General features: G+C 47.3%; 15 protein-coding genes. 12 read left to right on the top strand and 3 right to left on the bottom strand.

Translation table 11 applies throughout. The features are described 5' to 3' along the window. Positions 1–4 precede the first annotated feature (4 nt). The 7 genes from AC0YNS_RS29310 to AC0YNS_RS29280 all read left to right on the top strand — a co-directional run bounded on the left by AC0YNS_RS29310 (position 5) and on the right by AC0YNS_RS29280 (position 6,574). Positions 5–736 (top strand): sugar nucleotide-binding protein, encoded by a 732-nt coding sequence (locus AC0YNS_RS29310; protein ID WP_475784458.1) that lies wholly within the window; start codon positions 5–7, stop codon positions 734–736. Between the two features lie 425 nt (positions 737–1,161). Then, a complete protein-coding gene (locus AC0YNS_RS29305; protein WP_475784457.1) occupies positions 1,162–2,646 on the top strand; it encodes an Lsa family ABC-F type ribosomal protection protein in 1,485 nt (494 codons plus the stop codon). 484 nt (positions 2,647–3,130) lie between these two features. Then, positions 3,131–4,021, top strand: coding sequence for a phosphotransferase enzyme family protein (locus tag AC0YNS_RS29300; protein ID WP_475784456.1), 891 nt, complete (start codon positions 3,131–3,133; stop codon positions 4,019–4,021). A gap of 41 nt (positions 4,022–4,062) precedes the next feature. Further along, the gene (locus AC0YNS_RS29295) at positions 4,063–4,491 is read left to right on the top strand and encodes a hypothetical protein (RefSeq protein WP_475784455.1); all 429 of its coding nucleotides are present in this window, start codon (positions 4,063–4,065) and stop codon (positions 4,489–4,491) included. Positions 4,492–4,606: 115 nt separating this feature from the next. Next, on the top strand, positions 4,607–5,011 hold the full coding sequence (locus tag AC0YNS_RS29290; protein ID WP_475784454.1) for a hypothetical protein: 405 nt from the start codon (positions 4,607–4,609) through the stop codon (positions 5,009–5,011). Between the two features lie 76 nt (positions 5,012–5,087). Next, complete coding sequence (locus AC0YNS_RS29285) at positions 5,088–5,345, top strand: hypothetical protein (RefSeq protein ID WP_475784453.1); 258 nt, start codon at positions 5,088–5,090, stop codon at positions 5,343–5,345. Between the two features lie 410 nt (positions 5,346–5,755). Beyond that, positions 5,756–6,574 carry an EcsC family protein gene (locus tag AC0YNS_RS29280; RefSeq protein ID WP_475784497.1) on the top strand — a complete coding sequence of 273 codons (819 nt, stop codon included), beginning with the start codon at positions 5,756–5,758 and terminating at the stop codon, positions 6,572–6,574. 180 nt (positions 6,575–6,754) lie between these two features. On the opposite strand, the gene AC0YNS_RS29275 is transcribed toward AC0YNS_RS29280, so the two are convergent. The 3 genes from AC0YNS_RS29275 to AC0YNS_RS29265 all read right to left on the bottom strand — a co-directional run bounded on the left by AC0YNS_RS29275 (position 6,755) and on the right by AC0YNS_RS29265 (position 7,826). Further along, positions 6,755–6,952, bottom strand: coding sequence for a hypothetical protein (locus AC0YNS_RS29275; RefSeq protein WP_475784452.1), 198 nt, complete (start codon positions 6,950–6,952; stop codon positions 6,755–6,757). 105 nt (positions 6,953–7,057) lie between these two features. Continuing rightward, positions 7,058–7,204 (bottom strand): hypothetical protein, encoded by a 147-nt coding sequence (locus AC0YNS_RS29270; protein WP_475784451.1) that lies wholly within the window; start codon positions 7,202–7,204, stop codon positions 7,058–7,060. Next, positions 7,176–7,826, bottom strand: coding sequence for a sterol desaturase family protein (locus AC0YNS_RS29265; protein WP_475784450.1), 651 nt, complete (start codon positions 7,824–7,826; stop codon positions 7,176–7,178). Before AC0YNS_RS29265 ends, AC0YNS_RS29270 begins: the two co-directional genes overlap by 29 nt. A gap of 172 nt (positions 7,827–7,998) precedes the next feature. Here AC0YNS_RS29265 and AC0YNS_RS29260 point away from each other — a divergent pair, with 172 nt between their 5' ends. The 5 genes from AC0YNS_RS29260 to AC0YNS_RS29240 all read left to right on the top strand — a co-directional run bounded on the left by AC0YNS_RS29260 (position 7,999) and on the right by AC0YNS_RS29240 (position 15,459). After that, on the top strand, positions 7,999–8,601 hold the full coding sequence (locus AC0YNS_RS29260; protein ID WP_475784449.1) for a TetR/AcrR family transcriptional regulator: 603 nt from the start codon (positions 7,999–8,001) through the stop codon (positions 8,599–8,601). A gap of 294 nt (positions 8,602–8,895) precedes the next feature. After that, positions 8,896–10,560 (top strand): response regulator transcription factor, encoded by a 1,665-nt coding sequence (locus AC0YNS_RS29255; RefSeq protein ID WP_475784448.1) that lies wholly within the window; start codon positions 8,896–8,898, stop codon positions 10,558–10,560. Positions 10,561–10,578: 18 nt separating this feature from the next. Continuing rightward, complete coding sequence (locus tag AC0YNS_RS29250; protein ID WP_475784447.1) at positions 10,579–12,381, top strand: cache domain-containing sensor histidine kinase; 1,803 nt, start codon at positions 10,579–10,581, stop codon at positions 12,379–12,381. A 68-nt stretch (positions 12,382–12,449) separates the two neighbouring features. Continuing rightward, complete coding sequence (locus tag AC0YNS_RS29245; RefSeq protein WP_475784446.1) at positions 12,450–13,862, top strand: ABC transporter substrate-binding protein; 1,413 nt, start codon at positions 12,450–12,452, stop codon at positions 13,860–13,862. Between the two features lie 184 nt (positions 13,863–14,046). Next, a complete protein-coding gene (locus AC0YNS_RS29240) occupies positions 14,047–15,459 on the top strand; it encodes an ABC transporter substrate-binding protein (protein WP_475784445.1) in 1,413 nt (470 codons plus the stop codon). The last annotated feature ends 60 nt before the right edge of the window (positions 15,460–15,519 follow it).

Here is a 15,519-nt window from a genome sequence, read left to right as displayed (position 1 = left end):
TACGATGAAGGCTATGATTACAGGAAATAACGGAGCTGTGGCGCCGTATGTGAACAGAGAATTGAAGTCTAGAAATCTTGATGTCACGGTCTGGAACCGTGATTTAGTAGGCATCGATAACGAAGAAGAGGTATATCGGTTCATAGAAGAGACGAAACCGGATATTTTCTTCCACATTGCAACCGGTCCAATTGAATGGTTGGAGTATATCGCTAAAGCAACGAAGAAACTGGGAATAAAACTTGTGTTCACAAGCACGGTTTCGGTGTACTCGGAGGACAAGACAGGGCCATATACGCCTGAGAGCATTCCTGACGCGGAAAATAGCTACGGCGTTTATAAGATTCAATGCGAGAAACTACTGAAAGAGGTATATCCTGAAGCTTATATTCTTCGGCTAGGGTGGCAAATCGGTTCCGAAACAGGTTCCAACAATATGTTTGATTTCCTATGCAGAGGCCACCGGGACAATGGATGCATCGAGGCCAGCTCGCAGTGGTATCCTTCCTGCAGCTTTCTAGAAGACACCGCAGCAGCGATCGTGGGCATCGCACTGAATTACGAAAGCAACACGTACCTGCTGAACTCGAATCGCAACTACTCGTTCTATGACATTGTTCTCTATTTGAAACGACTGCACCAACAGGACTGGAAGGTTGTCGAGACGAATGCTTTAGTCCGAGATGACCGGATGTATGATGACCGCATTAATATGAAGCCGTTTGATTTCGCTTAGAAAGTGCTCTGCAAGATAGCGGAAAGACGTAAAAATGCTGAAATGCCATTCGCGCGAATGGTATTTCAGCATTTTGTGCATGGTGTGATTTTCATGAAATTGAGTCGATTTCATTTGCAAAGCTTATAGGCAGGAGAGTCCAGCGACGGGTTGAAATGCCTTCGGCCATGTGTTATGATGACACCAAATTTAACGATTGGAGTGATTGAATAATGTAATATTTCTTGCCGGTCTTAGGGGATAAAACAAAGGTGATTTTGCGTTGTTTTGTTCTTTATTGCCACGGGAAAGTTACTTATTCTTTCACTCTTTTATATACTGCTTCTGCCCTCCGTACGGGCTGGCCTGATGTATATTTTTGAGCTGCGAGAAAAGTAACTTTCTTGCAGCTCATTTATTTTTTTTCAGCAGCAGGAGGGAAAAACATGTCAACGATTCAAGTATCCAACCTGACCTTTGCGTATGAGGGCAGCTATGACACTATTTTCGAGAAGGTCAGCTTCCAGATCGATACCGATTGGAAACTGGGATTCACGGGTAGAAACGGGCGCGGTAAAACGACGTTTATGAAGCTGCTCCTCGGTGAAATGGAATACAGCGGAACCATCTCGTCCCCGGTCGGCTTTGATTACTTCCCATTCACCGTTAATGACCCGGATAATCTGACCATGGATGTTGTGAGCGACATTTACCCAGATTATGAACTTTGGAGGCTGGAGCGCGAGCTTTCCCTTCTCAAAGTTGCGGAAGACGTGCTGTACCGGCCGTATAACACGTTATCCAACGGAGAGCAAACGAAGGTGCAGCTAGCCGCCTTATTTTTAAAGGAAAATCATTTCTTGCTGATCGACGAACCGACCAACCACTTGGATGTACATGCGAGAAAGCTGGTTAGCCAATATTTGAACGGGAAAAAAGGGTATATTCTGGTGTCGCATGACCGGGCATTCCTCGATCATTGCGTGGATCATATTCTGTCGATTAATAAAACCAATATTGAAATTCAAAAAGGAACCTTCTCCAGCTGGTGGGCAAACAAGCATTTGCAGGATCAGTTTGAGCTGAACGAAAACGAAAAACTCGTCAAAGATATCAAACGACTGTCCGATGCCTCCAAAAGAACCGGCCAATGGTCACATGAGGTGGAGAAAAGCAAAAACGGAACACGCAATTCCGGTTCCAAGGTAGACAAAGGATATATCGGGCACAAAGCCGCCAAAATGATGAAACGCTCGAAGTCGATTGAGCAGCGTCAGCAATCCGCGATTGAGGAGAAATCCAAACTGCTCAAAAACATAGAAACTTCGGAGAACCTGCAAATTTCGCAGCTGGTTTATCCCAAGTCCCTACTGGCTGAACTGGACGACGTGGCCATACACTATGACGGCAAAACGATTTGCCAGGACGTCAGCTTCACCATTAACCAGGGAGAGCGAATTGCTTTAACCGGGCCGAACGGGTCGGGAAAATCGAGCCTGCTTAAGCTGATTCTTGGCGAACCTATTCCGTACACCGGCGCTTTCCAGAAAGGCAGCGGGTTGCAAATCTCCTATGTCTCGCAGGATACTTCGCATTTAAGAGGAGACTTGTCCGACTATGCCCGGGAGCAGGGGATTGATGAGAGCCTGTTTAAGGCGATTTTGCGCAAGCTCGATTTCTCCCGCATACAGTTTGAGAAAGACATGTCTATGTTCAGTGGAGGTCAGAAGAAGAAGGTCTTGATCGCCAAAAGCCTTTGTGAAAAAGCCCATCTGCATGTTTGGGATGAACCGCTTAACTTTATAGACGTTATCTCCCGGATGCAGATCGAGGAAGTGCTGCTTGAATATCAGCCTACCTTGATTTTTGTAGAACATGACATTGAATTCACGAGGAAGATTGCAACAAAAACGGTGGAGCTGAAGAGCTGAGGCCTATTCGCATACGAAAGGAATGGATAAGATGTTGGATGAGATTGTAGATGACAGAGCGAACCGCTTACTGATAAGAGAGGTGGTTCGCGTAAATCCATATTATATATTGAGTACGACCTCACTCATTAATACTCCCGCATCGACAATTAAGATCGCCAAGTGTCGGAAGACAAGAACAGTATCCGAATGAAGTCCGCGTAAACCGCGGGCTTATTTATTTATCGGATCATGTTTTTGTCATGTGAAGATGATTTCCGACTGGTGATTAGAACATTGTCCGATTGTCGACAATCAGCCGGTTGACCTGAAACTTCAAGAGCTCAGCCGCCAAATGGCTGTCGTTTTCCCATCCAACTGAAAGGTCAGCGCAACTTTCCAACTGTTGGAAGAGTATATCCTATCAAAACCTACCATGGTACCACAGCATATTAAATAAGGTGTTCAATATGAAGCTGCTCCGGAAGGGGATGCATAATGGATAATGGATAACAAGCTCGGGTTAATGCCTCCGAACGACGAGGTTTTGGATAAGTTCGGCATTCGAGTAGTCGATCCGATTGGTGGAACCCATAATCAGCATTGGCTTGTAGATCGTCTAGGAGAGCGACTTGTCTTGAGACGGTGGTGGTCCACATCGACTGACAATATCGACTACGAAGTACGTCTGCTGACATGCGTCGCTGCACAAGGATGGCCCGTCGCGCCTGCGGTTGAAGCGCCTATTGAAGTAGACGGTCAATATTGGTGCCTGTTCCCTTATCTCCCCGGTGATCCGCCGTCCGAAGTTAACCGGGTTCTCGAACAACGTGCTCGAGGACGACTTTTGGCTCAATTCCACGATGATCTGGCGAAACTTAACGGGTTCGGGCAGCGCGAAGGCTGGCGGCGCTGCGAGGAGATCCTAAATGACCCGGCATTGGACACTATGCTATCCAAGCAAGAGCATAGGCAACCGGAGGAGATCCGTATCCTGCGATGGCACCTTGATCGAGCACGGGAGAGGATTGCAGGGCTTAAACTTCAGGATCGGCCAGGTATTGTTATCCATGGAGACTTCACACCGTGGAACCTGCGCTTCTTAGACGGACGCCTCTCGGGGATCCTTGACTTTGATTTGTCCCATTGGAACCATCGAGTCGCCGACTTCGCACTTTCGTGGCGGGGCATGCATGATGAGATTGTCCAAGCGTATGATGAAGTTTCCCCGCTTGACCCTGAGGAGTGGGAGCTGCTCACGCCAGTATGGTGGGCATGGCTCATTGAAGATGCCTGTCGGGATATCACGAGAGGCATCTTAGTAGATGAGTGGACAATTAATCATATATTGAGACGCTCTCCGTTGATGGGACGAGATTCTGGTGTATACAGGTAGAGGTTTCCATCAGCATATAAACAGGTGGGAGTTGAGAGTGGATGGCTGCGTGCATTGAAATCGCGAGAACGTCCCAATGGGTGAATCGAATCCGGGACTATGTTATTCTGCTGAACGATATCCAGCTCGGGACTGTCGAAGATGGAGGGAAGGTGCAGTTCGAAATAGAGCCTGGCGAGTATGAGCTGCGGTTAACCATTGATTGGTGCGGAAGCACCCGAATGCCTTTTACGATTGCCGATGGGGAGAAACTCCTGTTCCTTACTGGCTGCCGCATTAAGGGGATTGACTACTTTCATCCGTTGATGATGCTTTATTATGTTTTGTATAAGAAGGATCAGTACCTTTTTGTGATTCAGGAACAGGAACAGAAACTGGAACCCGGACCGGGACAGCAATTGATACAGGAACCAGTTCGGCCGAACGAGACAATAGAAATATATATCGCGGGGCAACGTTATGAGCCTTGAGTGACCGTATGGAAGAAATTCAACTATTTGAGTATGACGATGAGAGGAGGAGACACGATTGGGACCTGCGCAGTATTCGGTTAGAAATCCTTCAGGGAACAGAATCATATTTGCCATGACGATGATGATAATTCTATTCATCTACCATGTAATCGACTCCATACATGACCAAGACAGCGTAATTACCCTATGGGCTACGGCTGCAGAGCTTCTCCTGTGCGTAGTTGTCTTGCTAACGACATTGGTCAGAGGATGTAAGAAACCGACTGAACTCTATTTTCACGGGGAGCAGCTGGTATTAAACGGACGCAACATTCAAGCGAAGGATATGAAAGTCATCCTCATTATGGGGTATTTCAGACCAACCATCGGAATCAAGCCACATGGGAACAATATCGTCCCCGTCCATATGTGCTTTAGGTTCGCTAAGGATGAAGATCAAGGCATCTCGGATTTAGGGAAATGGGCTGTACAGAACGATGTGTTGCTGGTTCATAAACGATTTCTAAGGTGGATATGAGCAATAGCCTGCATCGCACAAAGGCCCAAGAATGATTAGCCGCCTCTACATAACTTACGTTAAGGAGGTGGTACACTTGGCTCTGACCCGGCGCTATACCTTGTCGGATTTGAAAGACGAGGTCTATTATTTTGATCATAACTGGAGAAGAATTTTCGCGAATGGCCGCGCCGTCTATGTGGCAACGAGGAATAATGCTTCACTTACCATCAGTATTATCAACGCAAAGGGAAATAAGGTTCCCAAGGTGCTCCAGCGGTACAAAAAGGGAAGCAGAATTGTCGTAATCGGGCTTGCCGTACATGCGCCACCGCACACAACTACGAATTTATAAATACGAGAACGGTTAGAGAGACAGACAGCTGATTTCAAATCGGCTGTCTTCTTCCAATTCAGCAGCGTCAGAATCTCGAGAAACCCAACGTTGTTTCAAACGTCGGGTTTCTCTTTTGGTTGTACTTGTCCACCTTTCGCAACAAATGATCAGCAGGCAGGGTCACAACCGTTAGCGATTCCAACGGGCTTATTTTCATGAAATAGCCACGCTGACAACCGCTAAAGTTTTGCTCATGTTGTTTCGGCAACATAGTGGCTGTCGAGACTGCGGGCTGAGGCTGCCAATCGGCAGCCTGTTTCTCTGTTCAATTAGGAGTAACACCTCGATTCGAATAAGATGAAACGTAAAGGTGCTTTTTACAGTATGTAGGGCAAAAGGAAAATTCCAGATGAGGTGTGCACGCCATGATGACGAATACAGAAACTACCGAATATTTAAGAGCAGAATTAAAGCTAATCGAACGATGGGAGCAAGATCAGAAAGGGCTGTTCTTCTGGGAGAAGCTCGGCAGACTGCCCTTTGCTATCTTGGACCGAATCACCCCAAAGTTCATTCAGGATAAGATTGGCACAGCGCTTGACGAGCTCGGCAATTATGTTCAGAGCGGCGGACGATATCTGATCAGCAAGGATCAGATGTACCGCAAATTCTTTCCGAATGCGGAGCGGGATGAAACAGCTGACTTAGTGCGAATCGGTCAGCTTCCGCTAGGTAGAATGGATGAGATCGCCGATCGCATTATCCAAACAAGCAGCAAGACGGCGACGGTGCAAGGTGCGACAACGGGAATCGGGGGTATTTTCACACTTGCCATTGATATTCCGCTCCTGCTCGGCATTTCACTTAAAGCTTTGCAGGAGGTGGCGATTAGCTACGGCTATGACCCGACGGAACAGGCGGAGCGGGTCTTTATCGTCAAATGTTTGCAGTTCTCCTCCGCTGATATCGTCGGAAAGAAAGCGATTCTGGATGATCTGGCTGTGTTCCAATCCGGTGAGCGGAGCGGTCAGGTCATGTCCCAGCTGCAAGGCTGGCGCGAGGTCATGCTCACGTACAGAGACAATTTCGGATGGAAGAAGCTGTTCCAAATGATTCCGATCGCAGGCATGCTGTTCGGTGCCTATCTGAACCGATCCACCCTTCAGGATGTCGCTGAAACCGGTAAAATGATGTATCGGAAGCGCAGAATTCTCGAGAAGTTGAACAAGGATCACGCGGAGAACTAGTGCCACTCAGATTAAGACCCAATCATGCTCACATGATCGGGTCTTTTCAAATATTCCATAATAGCATGCCTATTCACAAAATAGGGTATCCTTTATCGTAAATCCACCTATCGTGGGGGTCGCCATGATGCCACATACCTACCTAATTTATAAAGACTTTTAACGTACGTTTATTTTAAGTTATTGAAATAATGGAACGATCAATGCAATTACACCTAGAATGGTCGTCCACCATGCAATTGCCTTCTTGGGGTTAGCAAAGCAAATGATCCCTAGGATAACGGCAATTCCGCCCATCAAGAAAGGCGAATAGAAAAACCCGATTACAGCCAATACAATACCGATCCAGCCAAGCCATTTTGCTGCTGTTTCATTCATCGTTAACATCTCCATTAGTTAGATTTGTATGAGCAAGTTGTTTGCTTCGACTAAAGTAAGGTAGGTATGTCGCATCATGGCAACCCGACTGGAATTGCTTCTATTTCAACGCACTGGCGTTTGACCGGTTGCCATGCAAATGAGTCCGAGGATAACAGCTATGCTGCCCATCCAGGCAGTGGCAAAGAAACAGCCGATAATTGCTACTGCGATGCCGATCCAACTAAGCCATTTTCTTGTCATTTCGCTCATGTGCAGCATCCCCCTTATTCGTTTTAGGAAATTGAGGGCTGCGGTTTTTACGCTTTAGCCGATTTGTCTTCAAGACCATATCCATCACGGGGTTCGTTACGCCGTACATCGCTTTCTCATCCATATGATGATGCAGCAGATGTCTTTTCTTCATCCATTTCCCCCAAGGAGTCAATGGTACGATAGGGCGATGAGCGATATAATGCTGCCATTGATAATAGATCTGAAAGCTGGATGTACCGAATACGACGGCTAGCGACAGATGCCAGTCAAATCCCGTTACCAAATACGCCGCTGCGAGGATAATCAAATAGCCGTACACATCGACTGATACCGGTCCGAATAAATGCTTCACATCGTTAGGCGTCTCGTGATGAGCAACATGCCCCTTATAGGATTTGGGAGCAAATTGCGGACACTCATGAAGAACGAATCGGTGTGCCGTATATTCGATTAAGATAAATACGACAGCGCCAACGCAAATGGCCGGAATAGCCCAGAGACTGCCCAATGTTGCTATGACCCCGCAACAGCTAATGAAGACAACAGAGATGAGAAACATAATAGGATGCTGGCCTAAAAATTCTCGCGTATATTGCATACGGGTCGTCTCCGATCTCATATACAATCCCTCCCATTTAATCGACTTTGTGTTGATTAGTCGTCACACAGTTTATTATAATGAGATGGAGGATAAATTCAATGATCAAGATGCGCTTAAAAGTCGATTATCCGACACACGGCTTAAGGAAGTTCATTAGTTGAGAAATTAGTTCACTTTGAGGTGGAAGAACATGCAGGACAAGACAGATCCTAGAATAATAAGAACGAAGCTGATGCTTAGAGATGCCTTAATTGACTTATTGGAGGAGAAAGGATTAGAAGCGATAACCATCCGGGATTTGATGCAGCAGGCCGGTTTGCATCGGAGTACTTTTTATTTACACTACCGGGATAAATACGATTTACTAGAGTTGAGCAAAGAGGATATGATTAATGAAATTCTATCAATTGTGAATGAGATCGACCCTATTCACCTCATGAAATATGCCGCGCGTAACGAGCCTGATCCGGCTTTCCTGAAGCTGTTCGATTTCTTTACCCTGCATGCCGTATTTTTCAGAGTTCTCTTAGGACCTAAAGGCGATCCGGCTTATCCCATTCAAATAAGAAGAATAATGGAAAAGCTTATCTATAGTAAGCTGTCCTTGATTCAGTCCGAAGAGGCAGCGATGCCGCGTGAGTACATCATTGCTTATTTGGCTGCTGCAAATTTAGGTGTCATCCAGCACTGGCTAGAACACGGCATGCAGCTTTCTCCCAGAGAGATGGCCTTGTTGATAACGCGGATGACCACCTTCGGCCCGCTGCAGACCTTCGGACTGAAGGAGGCATAAGGAACTAAAGACGACATAGGTCAACCTTATAATACGGGTTGGCCCTTTTTGTGCTTAATTTTCGCTAAAGATCACTTCAACTGTTCGACAAAGAACGGCCTCTTTGCTCGATTAATGTATAATTGTGCGATGGGGATTTCTTCAATTACAGGAAACAATGAGGAGGATTCATGCAAGGTAAAAATAATACACCAAATCCAAAAATAACAACCTTATTTAACTTCCCCTGCTTCGGTAATATGAAAGTCAAAGTCTGCTTTACTGCGGGATGCTTGATCGAAGGGGGCAAATAATGTGATCAAACTTATGGTAGTCGATGATGAACGTTGGATTCGTGAAGGATTGAAACAGACGATTGACTGGAGCTCGCATGGCATTACATTCATAGGCGATGCCGAAGATGGATGTGCAGCGCTTAAGCTGATCGATGCGAATGTTCCGGACATCGTCATCTCGGATATTAGAATGCCCGCTATGGACGGAATGGAATTAATAGAAGAAATCGAGCGAAGAGGCTTGGACATCAAGGTTATTTTCATCAGCGGGTTCAGTGATTTCGTATATGCGCAGAAAGCCGTGAAGCTGGGAGCCTTCGATTATATCCTCAAGCCCATCGAGGAAAAGGTCCTCATGGAGATTATTGAGCGCTGCATCTGCGAAATTACGAAGAAGAGAGAGCTTGCTCTCCGATTAGAGGAGCTTTCGGGTCGTGTTAGAGAGAGTCTGCCCCTCGCTAGGCAGAAGCATTTGGAAATGTGTTTAACCCAGCCCATTGCCGGTCCGGAATTATTGTCGAAGTGGGAGGCGCTTCGCATTGAGCTGAACCCGAATCGACTCATTGTCCTGTCTGCAGTCGTCCATGATTGGGGTGAGCGGGACATAAGCGAGAGAGGCTGCTCGCAACTCAGATACGCGCTTGGAAACCTCATGGAGGAGGTCTTTCAAGAAGGAGATATATCGTGCGTGGCATGTCTCTTACATGAGAATGAATTTGCGGATGCAGCGCTTATTAGCTCGTGGGAGATGGAGACAGCCGATCCTGCTATGGAAGTCTACCGCTGCGCGAAGCGGGTTATAGAAGGTGCGCTTGAAGTGCTGGGCATTCAAATTAGCATCGGCATCAGCAGCATGGCAGAGGGGGAACGACTGGTAGTCGCTTTTAGGGAAGCGCTTACAAACAGTGCGGGATATGTATTGAACGGCCCTGGTCTTGTGTATGGCCCGGCAGATGCAACTGTTGGAGCCTGTAAAGGAAAAGAAACGGTTATGTTCACGGCGGGCATACCCTCCACTGCGATGAAAGCCGATGCACTCGACATGGCGTGGATGAATCGAGTTCTTCATGCCATCAAGCTGATGGATGAAGGAAAACTAACCGATCTGCTTGACCAGCAGACGGAGCTTATTGAAGAGCTTGTTAAACAGACTTCCGCGCTTGCCGTTCGATGTGAGATGAATATGTATCTGGGGACCCTTCTATCCAAGTGGAAAGAGCTGTGCTTGGTGAGAGAGCATTCAGAAGCCTACATTGTTACTCATCAACAGAAGCTTGAGCTTTACCGCTGTACGCTGGGTAATTGGAAGAACGCAATAATAAGTGCTTTTCTGAAGAAAGATCGAGCTGCTGCCGGGTCCGGACAGCGAAGTACGATCGAAATCGCCCTGCGCTACATTCACGATAACTATCATCATGGCATCAGCCTCAATAAAGTAGCAGAAACGATCTATATGAATCCTTCCTACTTTAGCAGGGTATTCCATGCTGAGGTTGGGGAGACGCTGAGCCGCTATCTTATTCGCATTCGAGTTGCGAAAGCGAAAGAACTGCTCGAGCAGACGCCGCTTAAGATCTATGAGGTTGCGGAATCTGTAGGGTACAGAGACTTTCGGCATTTTGTCAAAACCTTTAAGGAATCGGAAGGGATCACCCCTGCCCAATTTCGAAACTACGGCACATAAGAAGAGAGGGATACCATCATGTCGTCACTTATCGGAAAGCTGAAGCTCCCTACTGTCGGTATGAAAGTATTTGTCCTTTTTGTAGCCAGCATGCTGATTATTATTACGGTCATGGGCTATCTCTTCTATGATAAATCCGCTGAGCTGATGGAGAACAAAATCGGAGGCATGGCTCTTCAGAATGTGCAGCAGATGAGCAAGCGGATCGATATTCTCTTGGAAGGTTATGAGGATCGTTCCCTTCAGGTCGTTGGCAACGAGGAGATTCAGAAACAGCTGATTGGAAAGTTCGCCAATGAGACAGAGGAAATACAGAATAATGATGCGAATACAGCTTTCTTGTCAAATTTGGTAAATTCAAGAAATGACATCAATGATATCTATCTGCTGGGCGAGGAAGGTTTCTCCTTCCATTATTCGCCTAAGACGTCATTTCCCGCCTATAACGCTTACGCTAATGAATTTATGCAGGAATCCTGGTATAAGCAGATTCGGAAGGCTGACGGCGAGGTCGTATATTTTGGCATTCGACCGTCGCTCATTAGAGGCGGAGACACCAATTTGGTATTCAGCTTTGGCCGTGCGGAGAAAAACTTTACGACCCGCGGAGAAATTATTGGCGTGCTGGTCTATGAAGTCGATCCAACGGAGATCATCGAGATTCTGTCGGAAATCGACTACAACGGATCAGGCATGAATGTCATCGTTGATGATGAAGGGCAGATTATCGGCGATAAGGATGGGGTACGTCTGTCCAGTAAGCTTGGTGTTCCGCTAGGTAAAGAGAGTCAGGGAATAGTAAGCACTAGGGTGGATGGGGAACAGATGCTGGTTGTCTACAACCGGTTGGAAACGAGTAATTGGACGCTGGTCGGTATGCTTCCGGGCGCTGATTTAATGAAGGAAGCAGGCAGTCTGCGGTGGTACATCCTCTCTCTTGGACTGGCTTTCGCCTTCATCGGCATACTGCTTGCGATCTTTATTGCCTCAACGGTCCATCGACCGCTTCAGAAGATGATTCGAGCCATGCGCAAGGCTGAGAATGGCGACTTTAACGCTCGCATCGAAGACAAGCGCGAGGATGAATTTGGTTATCTGTTCAGTCATTTCAACCGAATGGTCGCTCGTATCAAGGAGTTGATTAACGAGCTATACGTGCAGAAGCTGCTTGAACAGGGGCTTCAGCTCAAGATGCTGGGCTCTCAGATCAATGCCCATTTTCTATACAATACCTTGGATTCGATTCATTGGATTGCCCGTATTCACAAGGTTGACGACATCAGTACGATGATATTCGGGCTGTCTAAATATTTGCGGGTAAGCTTGAATGAAGGCAGGGACGAGGTTGCCGTCAGCGAGGTCATACAACTGCTTGACAGCTACATCATGATTCAGAAGATTCGTTACCAGGATAAGTTTTCGCTTCATTTGCATGTCGATCATTCGCTCGAGCAGTATACGGTATTGAAGTATATTTTCCAACCGCTTGTCGAGAACGCGATTTATCATGGTCTGGAGAAAAAGTCAGGCAAAGGCCGGCTAGATGTAGCTTTTATCCACGAAGCCGACTGTTTGAAGTTTAAGGTAACGGATGATGGTGCGGGCATTGCGGCAGACAAGCTCTCCGATCTGCAGCTTATCCTAGGCGGCAAAGGGCCTGAGGAATACGATAATTTTGCCCTGCGGAATATTAATTCGCAAATCCATATCGCTTACGGCACTCAATATGGAATCGAGATTCAAAGCAAACATGGCGCTGGCACCGAAGTCACGATGACGATCCCGCTTACACAGAGAAATCAAAGCAAGCATGCCGGCTGAGCGCCTGACGCAATAGGGCAGTAGAAGCAACTGATTTCGCGAGAATGTAAGAGAGGATGTAGGTCACGATGAAAATGCTTTTAAGCAATAAAAAGCTTGTTTCGTTCATGCTTGTCCTCATGATCATCATCATCATGTTATCGGGTGCCTTATTTATCAAAGGGACCCGTTCGAGTTCGGAAGCCAGCACAGACTTGACTGATTTGCAGCAGGATTCCAAGAGCACGGCGAAGCATGGCAGCAGTCCTGTAACGATAAGCTTCTGGTTCCCGTGGGGAGGGGGATTTCAGAAAGAGTTTCACGATACGGTCGTCGTACCTTTCGAGAGAGCAAACCCCGATATTAAAGTCAAAATGAGATTTGTCGAGAATTCCGATAATTCGCAGGCTTCAGATAAACTCTTAACGGCAATCGCGGGAGGCAGGGCACCGGATGTCGCTATGATTGATCGCTTCCTAATCAGCGAATGGGCATCGATGGGGGCATTAGAGGACTTGTCGAGCGATGTGACTCATGACGGTATGGCTAGCCTCTACTATCCGAATATTTGGCCGGAAACGCAATATAACAATAAAACATTTGCCTTGCCATGGAACGTAGACAGCCGTGCGATGCTTTACAATAAAACGATGATGGAAGAAGCCGGCCTTGATCCCAATAAGCCGCCAACCACGATTGCCGAGTTAGACGCGATGGCTGAGAAAATGTTCAACCTCAATAAGGAGGGCAATTACGAGCAAGTGGGCTTCGTCCCTTGGATGGCGCAAGGTTTCTTATATGCGAATGGATGGAATTTCGGCGGTCAATGGGAGAACCATGGAGAACTGACACCTAACAATCCGGAGAACGTCCAGGCGCTGGAATGGATGCAGAGTTATGCGAAGAAGTATGACCCTAAGAAGCTGGCAAGCTTCTCGGATACGATCAGGCAGGCCGGGGTAAACCCATTCGCTTCCGGGAAGGTCGGATTTATTTATGAAGGGAATTGGCTGTTGAATGATATCAATGACGTGAGTTTCGATTGGGGAATTGCGCCTATGCCTACCCAAGAAAGCGGTCAATCGGTAACTTGGGCAGGGGGCTGGTCGTTCGCCATGCCCAAAGGCGCGAAGCATAAAGAAGAAGCCTGGCGATTTATTAAATATGCGGCGGGGATCGAAGGCTCGTATCTCTGGGCAGGCCGCGGCGAAACCTATGATTTGAGCAGTATTCCGGAAGTGAATAAGCAGCTGGGCTTGGATAAGAAGAAGAACTTAGAGGTATTCGTGAACCTTCTTGACCATGCTTATATTCGTCCGGTGTCGCCGATAGGCGGATATATGTGGGACGAGCTGTACCGGGTGCAGAAGCTGGCTGTCAATTTGCAAGGCGAGCCGCAAGCGCTGCTGGACGAATTGAAGCGGAAACTCGATGCTCACCTCATTGAAGTGAAGTCCGAGGAACGCAGCAAGACGGAGCATCCCACACCGGACACATTATAAACCATAGAGAAGAGAGTCTATCGAACGAGATAGACTCTCTTTTTTTACGAGAAAAACCATATCAAGTCAAAATAGTACACTAAATGCAAAAGCAGTCTCGTTACCACTAGAAATAAAAGCGTTTACACTGAGAACGTGTAGCGACGAATACCCAGTAAAACGAGTTAATAGGAGGAGAAAAGGTATGGAAGCTCTAGCTTTGAAACCGGGCATGATTAAGTTTTTCATTGCTGCACTATCGGTAAGTTTGGTATTGACAGGCTGCGGGGGTACGAATGGCGAGAATGGAACGAATACGACCGAAGCGAATAACGCATCGAGTTCAACAAGTCCAGACAATACGGCAAGCCCAGACAACACAGCAACCCCGGACAATACAGCGAGCGAAGACAGCGGTGAGAAAGTTACACTCGATTTCTGGGGCTGGGGTGGCAAGTTCCAGACGGACTACACCAAGATCGTAATCAGCGAATTTGAGAAACTGCACCCGAATATTAAAGTGAAATACATTGCCGAGCAAGGGATCGAGAAATTAACGACGCTGATTGCCGGAGGCACGCCGCCGGATGTGGCGCTGCTGGATCGCTTCATGGCCGGAGCATGGGCGGCCAAAGGCTCGATCGAGAGCTTGACTCCCTACCTCGAGATTGACGCAGATGTAAGCGCAGACGATTATTATCCAAGCGTGTGGGCCGAAGGGAATTATAAAGGCGAGCTGTATGCGATGCCGTTCGGCACGGATAACCGCGCCATGTATTATAACAAAACCTTGATGAAAGAGGCGGGCCTTGATCCGGAGAAACCGCCGACCACGATCAGCGAGCTCGATGCGGCAGCGGAGAAGATCTTTAAGAAGACGAGCAGCGGGTACGAACAAGTCGGCTTTATTCCATGGATGAATCAAGGCTTCTTATATACGCAGGGCTGGAACTTTGGCGGAGAATGGGCGAAGGGCGAGGAATTAACGCCGAACGATCCGCAAATCGTGAAAGCGCTGGAATGGATGGCCGGTTATGCGAAGAAATACGACATGGCCAAGATCAACAAGTTCAACGACGTCATGGGCAAAACGGGAATTAACCCGTTCTGGACGGGTAAAGTCGGCTTCGTGTTCGACGGCAACTGGATCTTAAACGATTTGACCAGTAACGCCAAGGTCAAACCAACCTTTGAGTGGGGCGTCGCTCCGATGCCTTCCGAAGACGGATACGCGCAAACCACTTGGGCAGGCGGCTGGTCGTGGGTCATGCCTAAGGGAGCTAAACATCCTAAAGAATCGTGGGAGCTCCTTAAATTTATCGCCGGTTATGAAGGCACGCTGCTTTGGGGTAAACGCGCCGATGCCGGCAACGATATAACGGCGATGCCGAAAGTAAACGAAGAATTGAAGATTACGGAAAAAGAAAAGTTGAAGGTATTTGTAGATTTAATGGAAATCGCGCATACCCGTCCTGTTACCCCGGCAGGTCAGAAACTGTGGGATGAATCGTTCAAGGCTTCGGATGCGGCGCTCAATGGAAAAGGCGAGCCGAAGAAGCTGCTCGATGAAGCGAAGAAGAATGTAGATAATGAGCTCAAGAAATTAACAGCCAAATAGAGACATAGGAACGAGAGGGGTAGGAGCCAGTGCTACCCCTTCCTACTTGAATTCAAAGAG

The organism is Paenibacillus sp. J22FR21 (assembly GCF_056269135.1).
The sequence above is the reverse complement of the archived record's forward strand: the minus strand, read 5'-3'. Positions and strand labels throughout refer to the sequence as shown.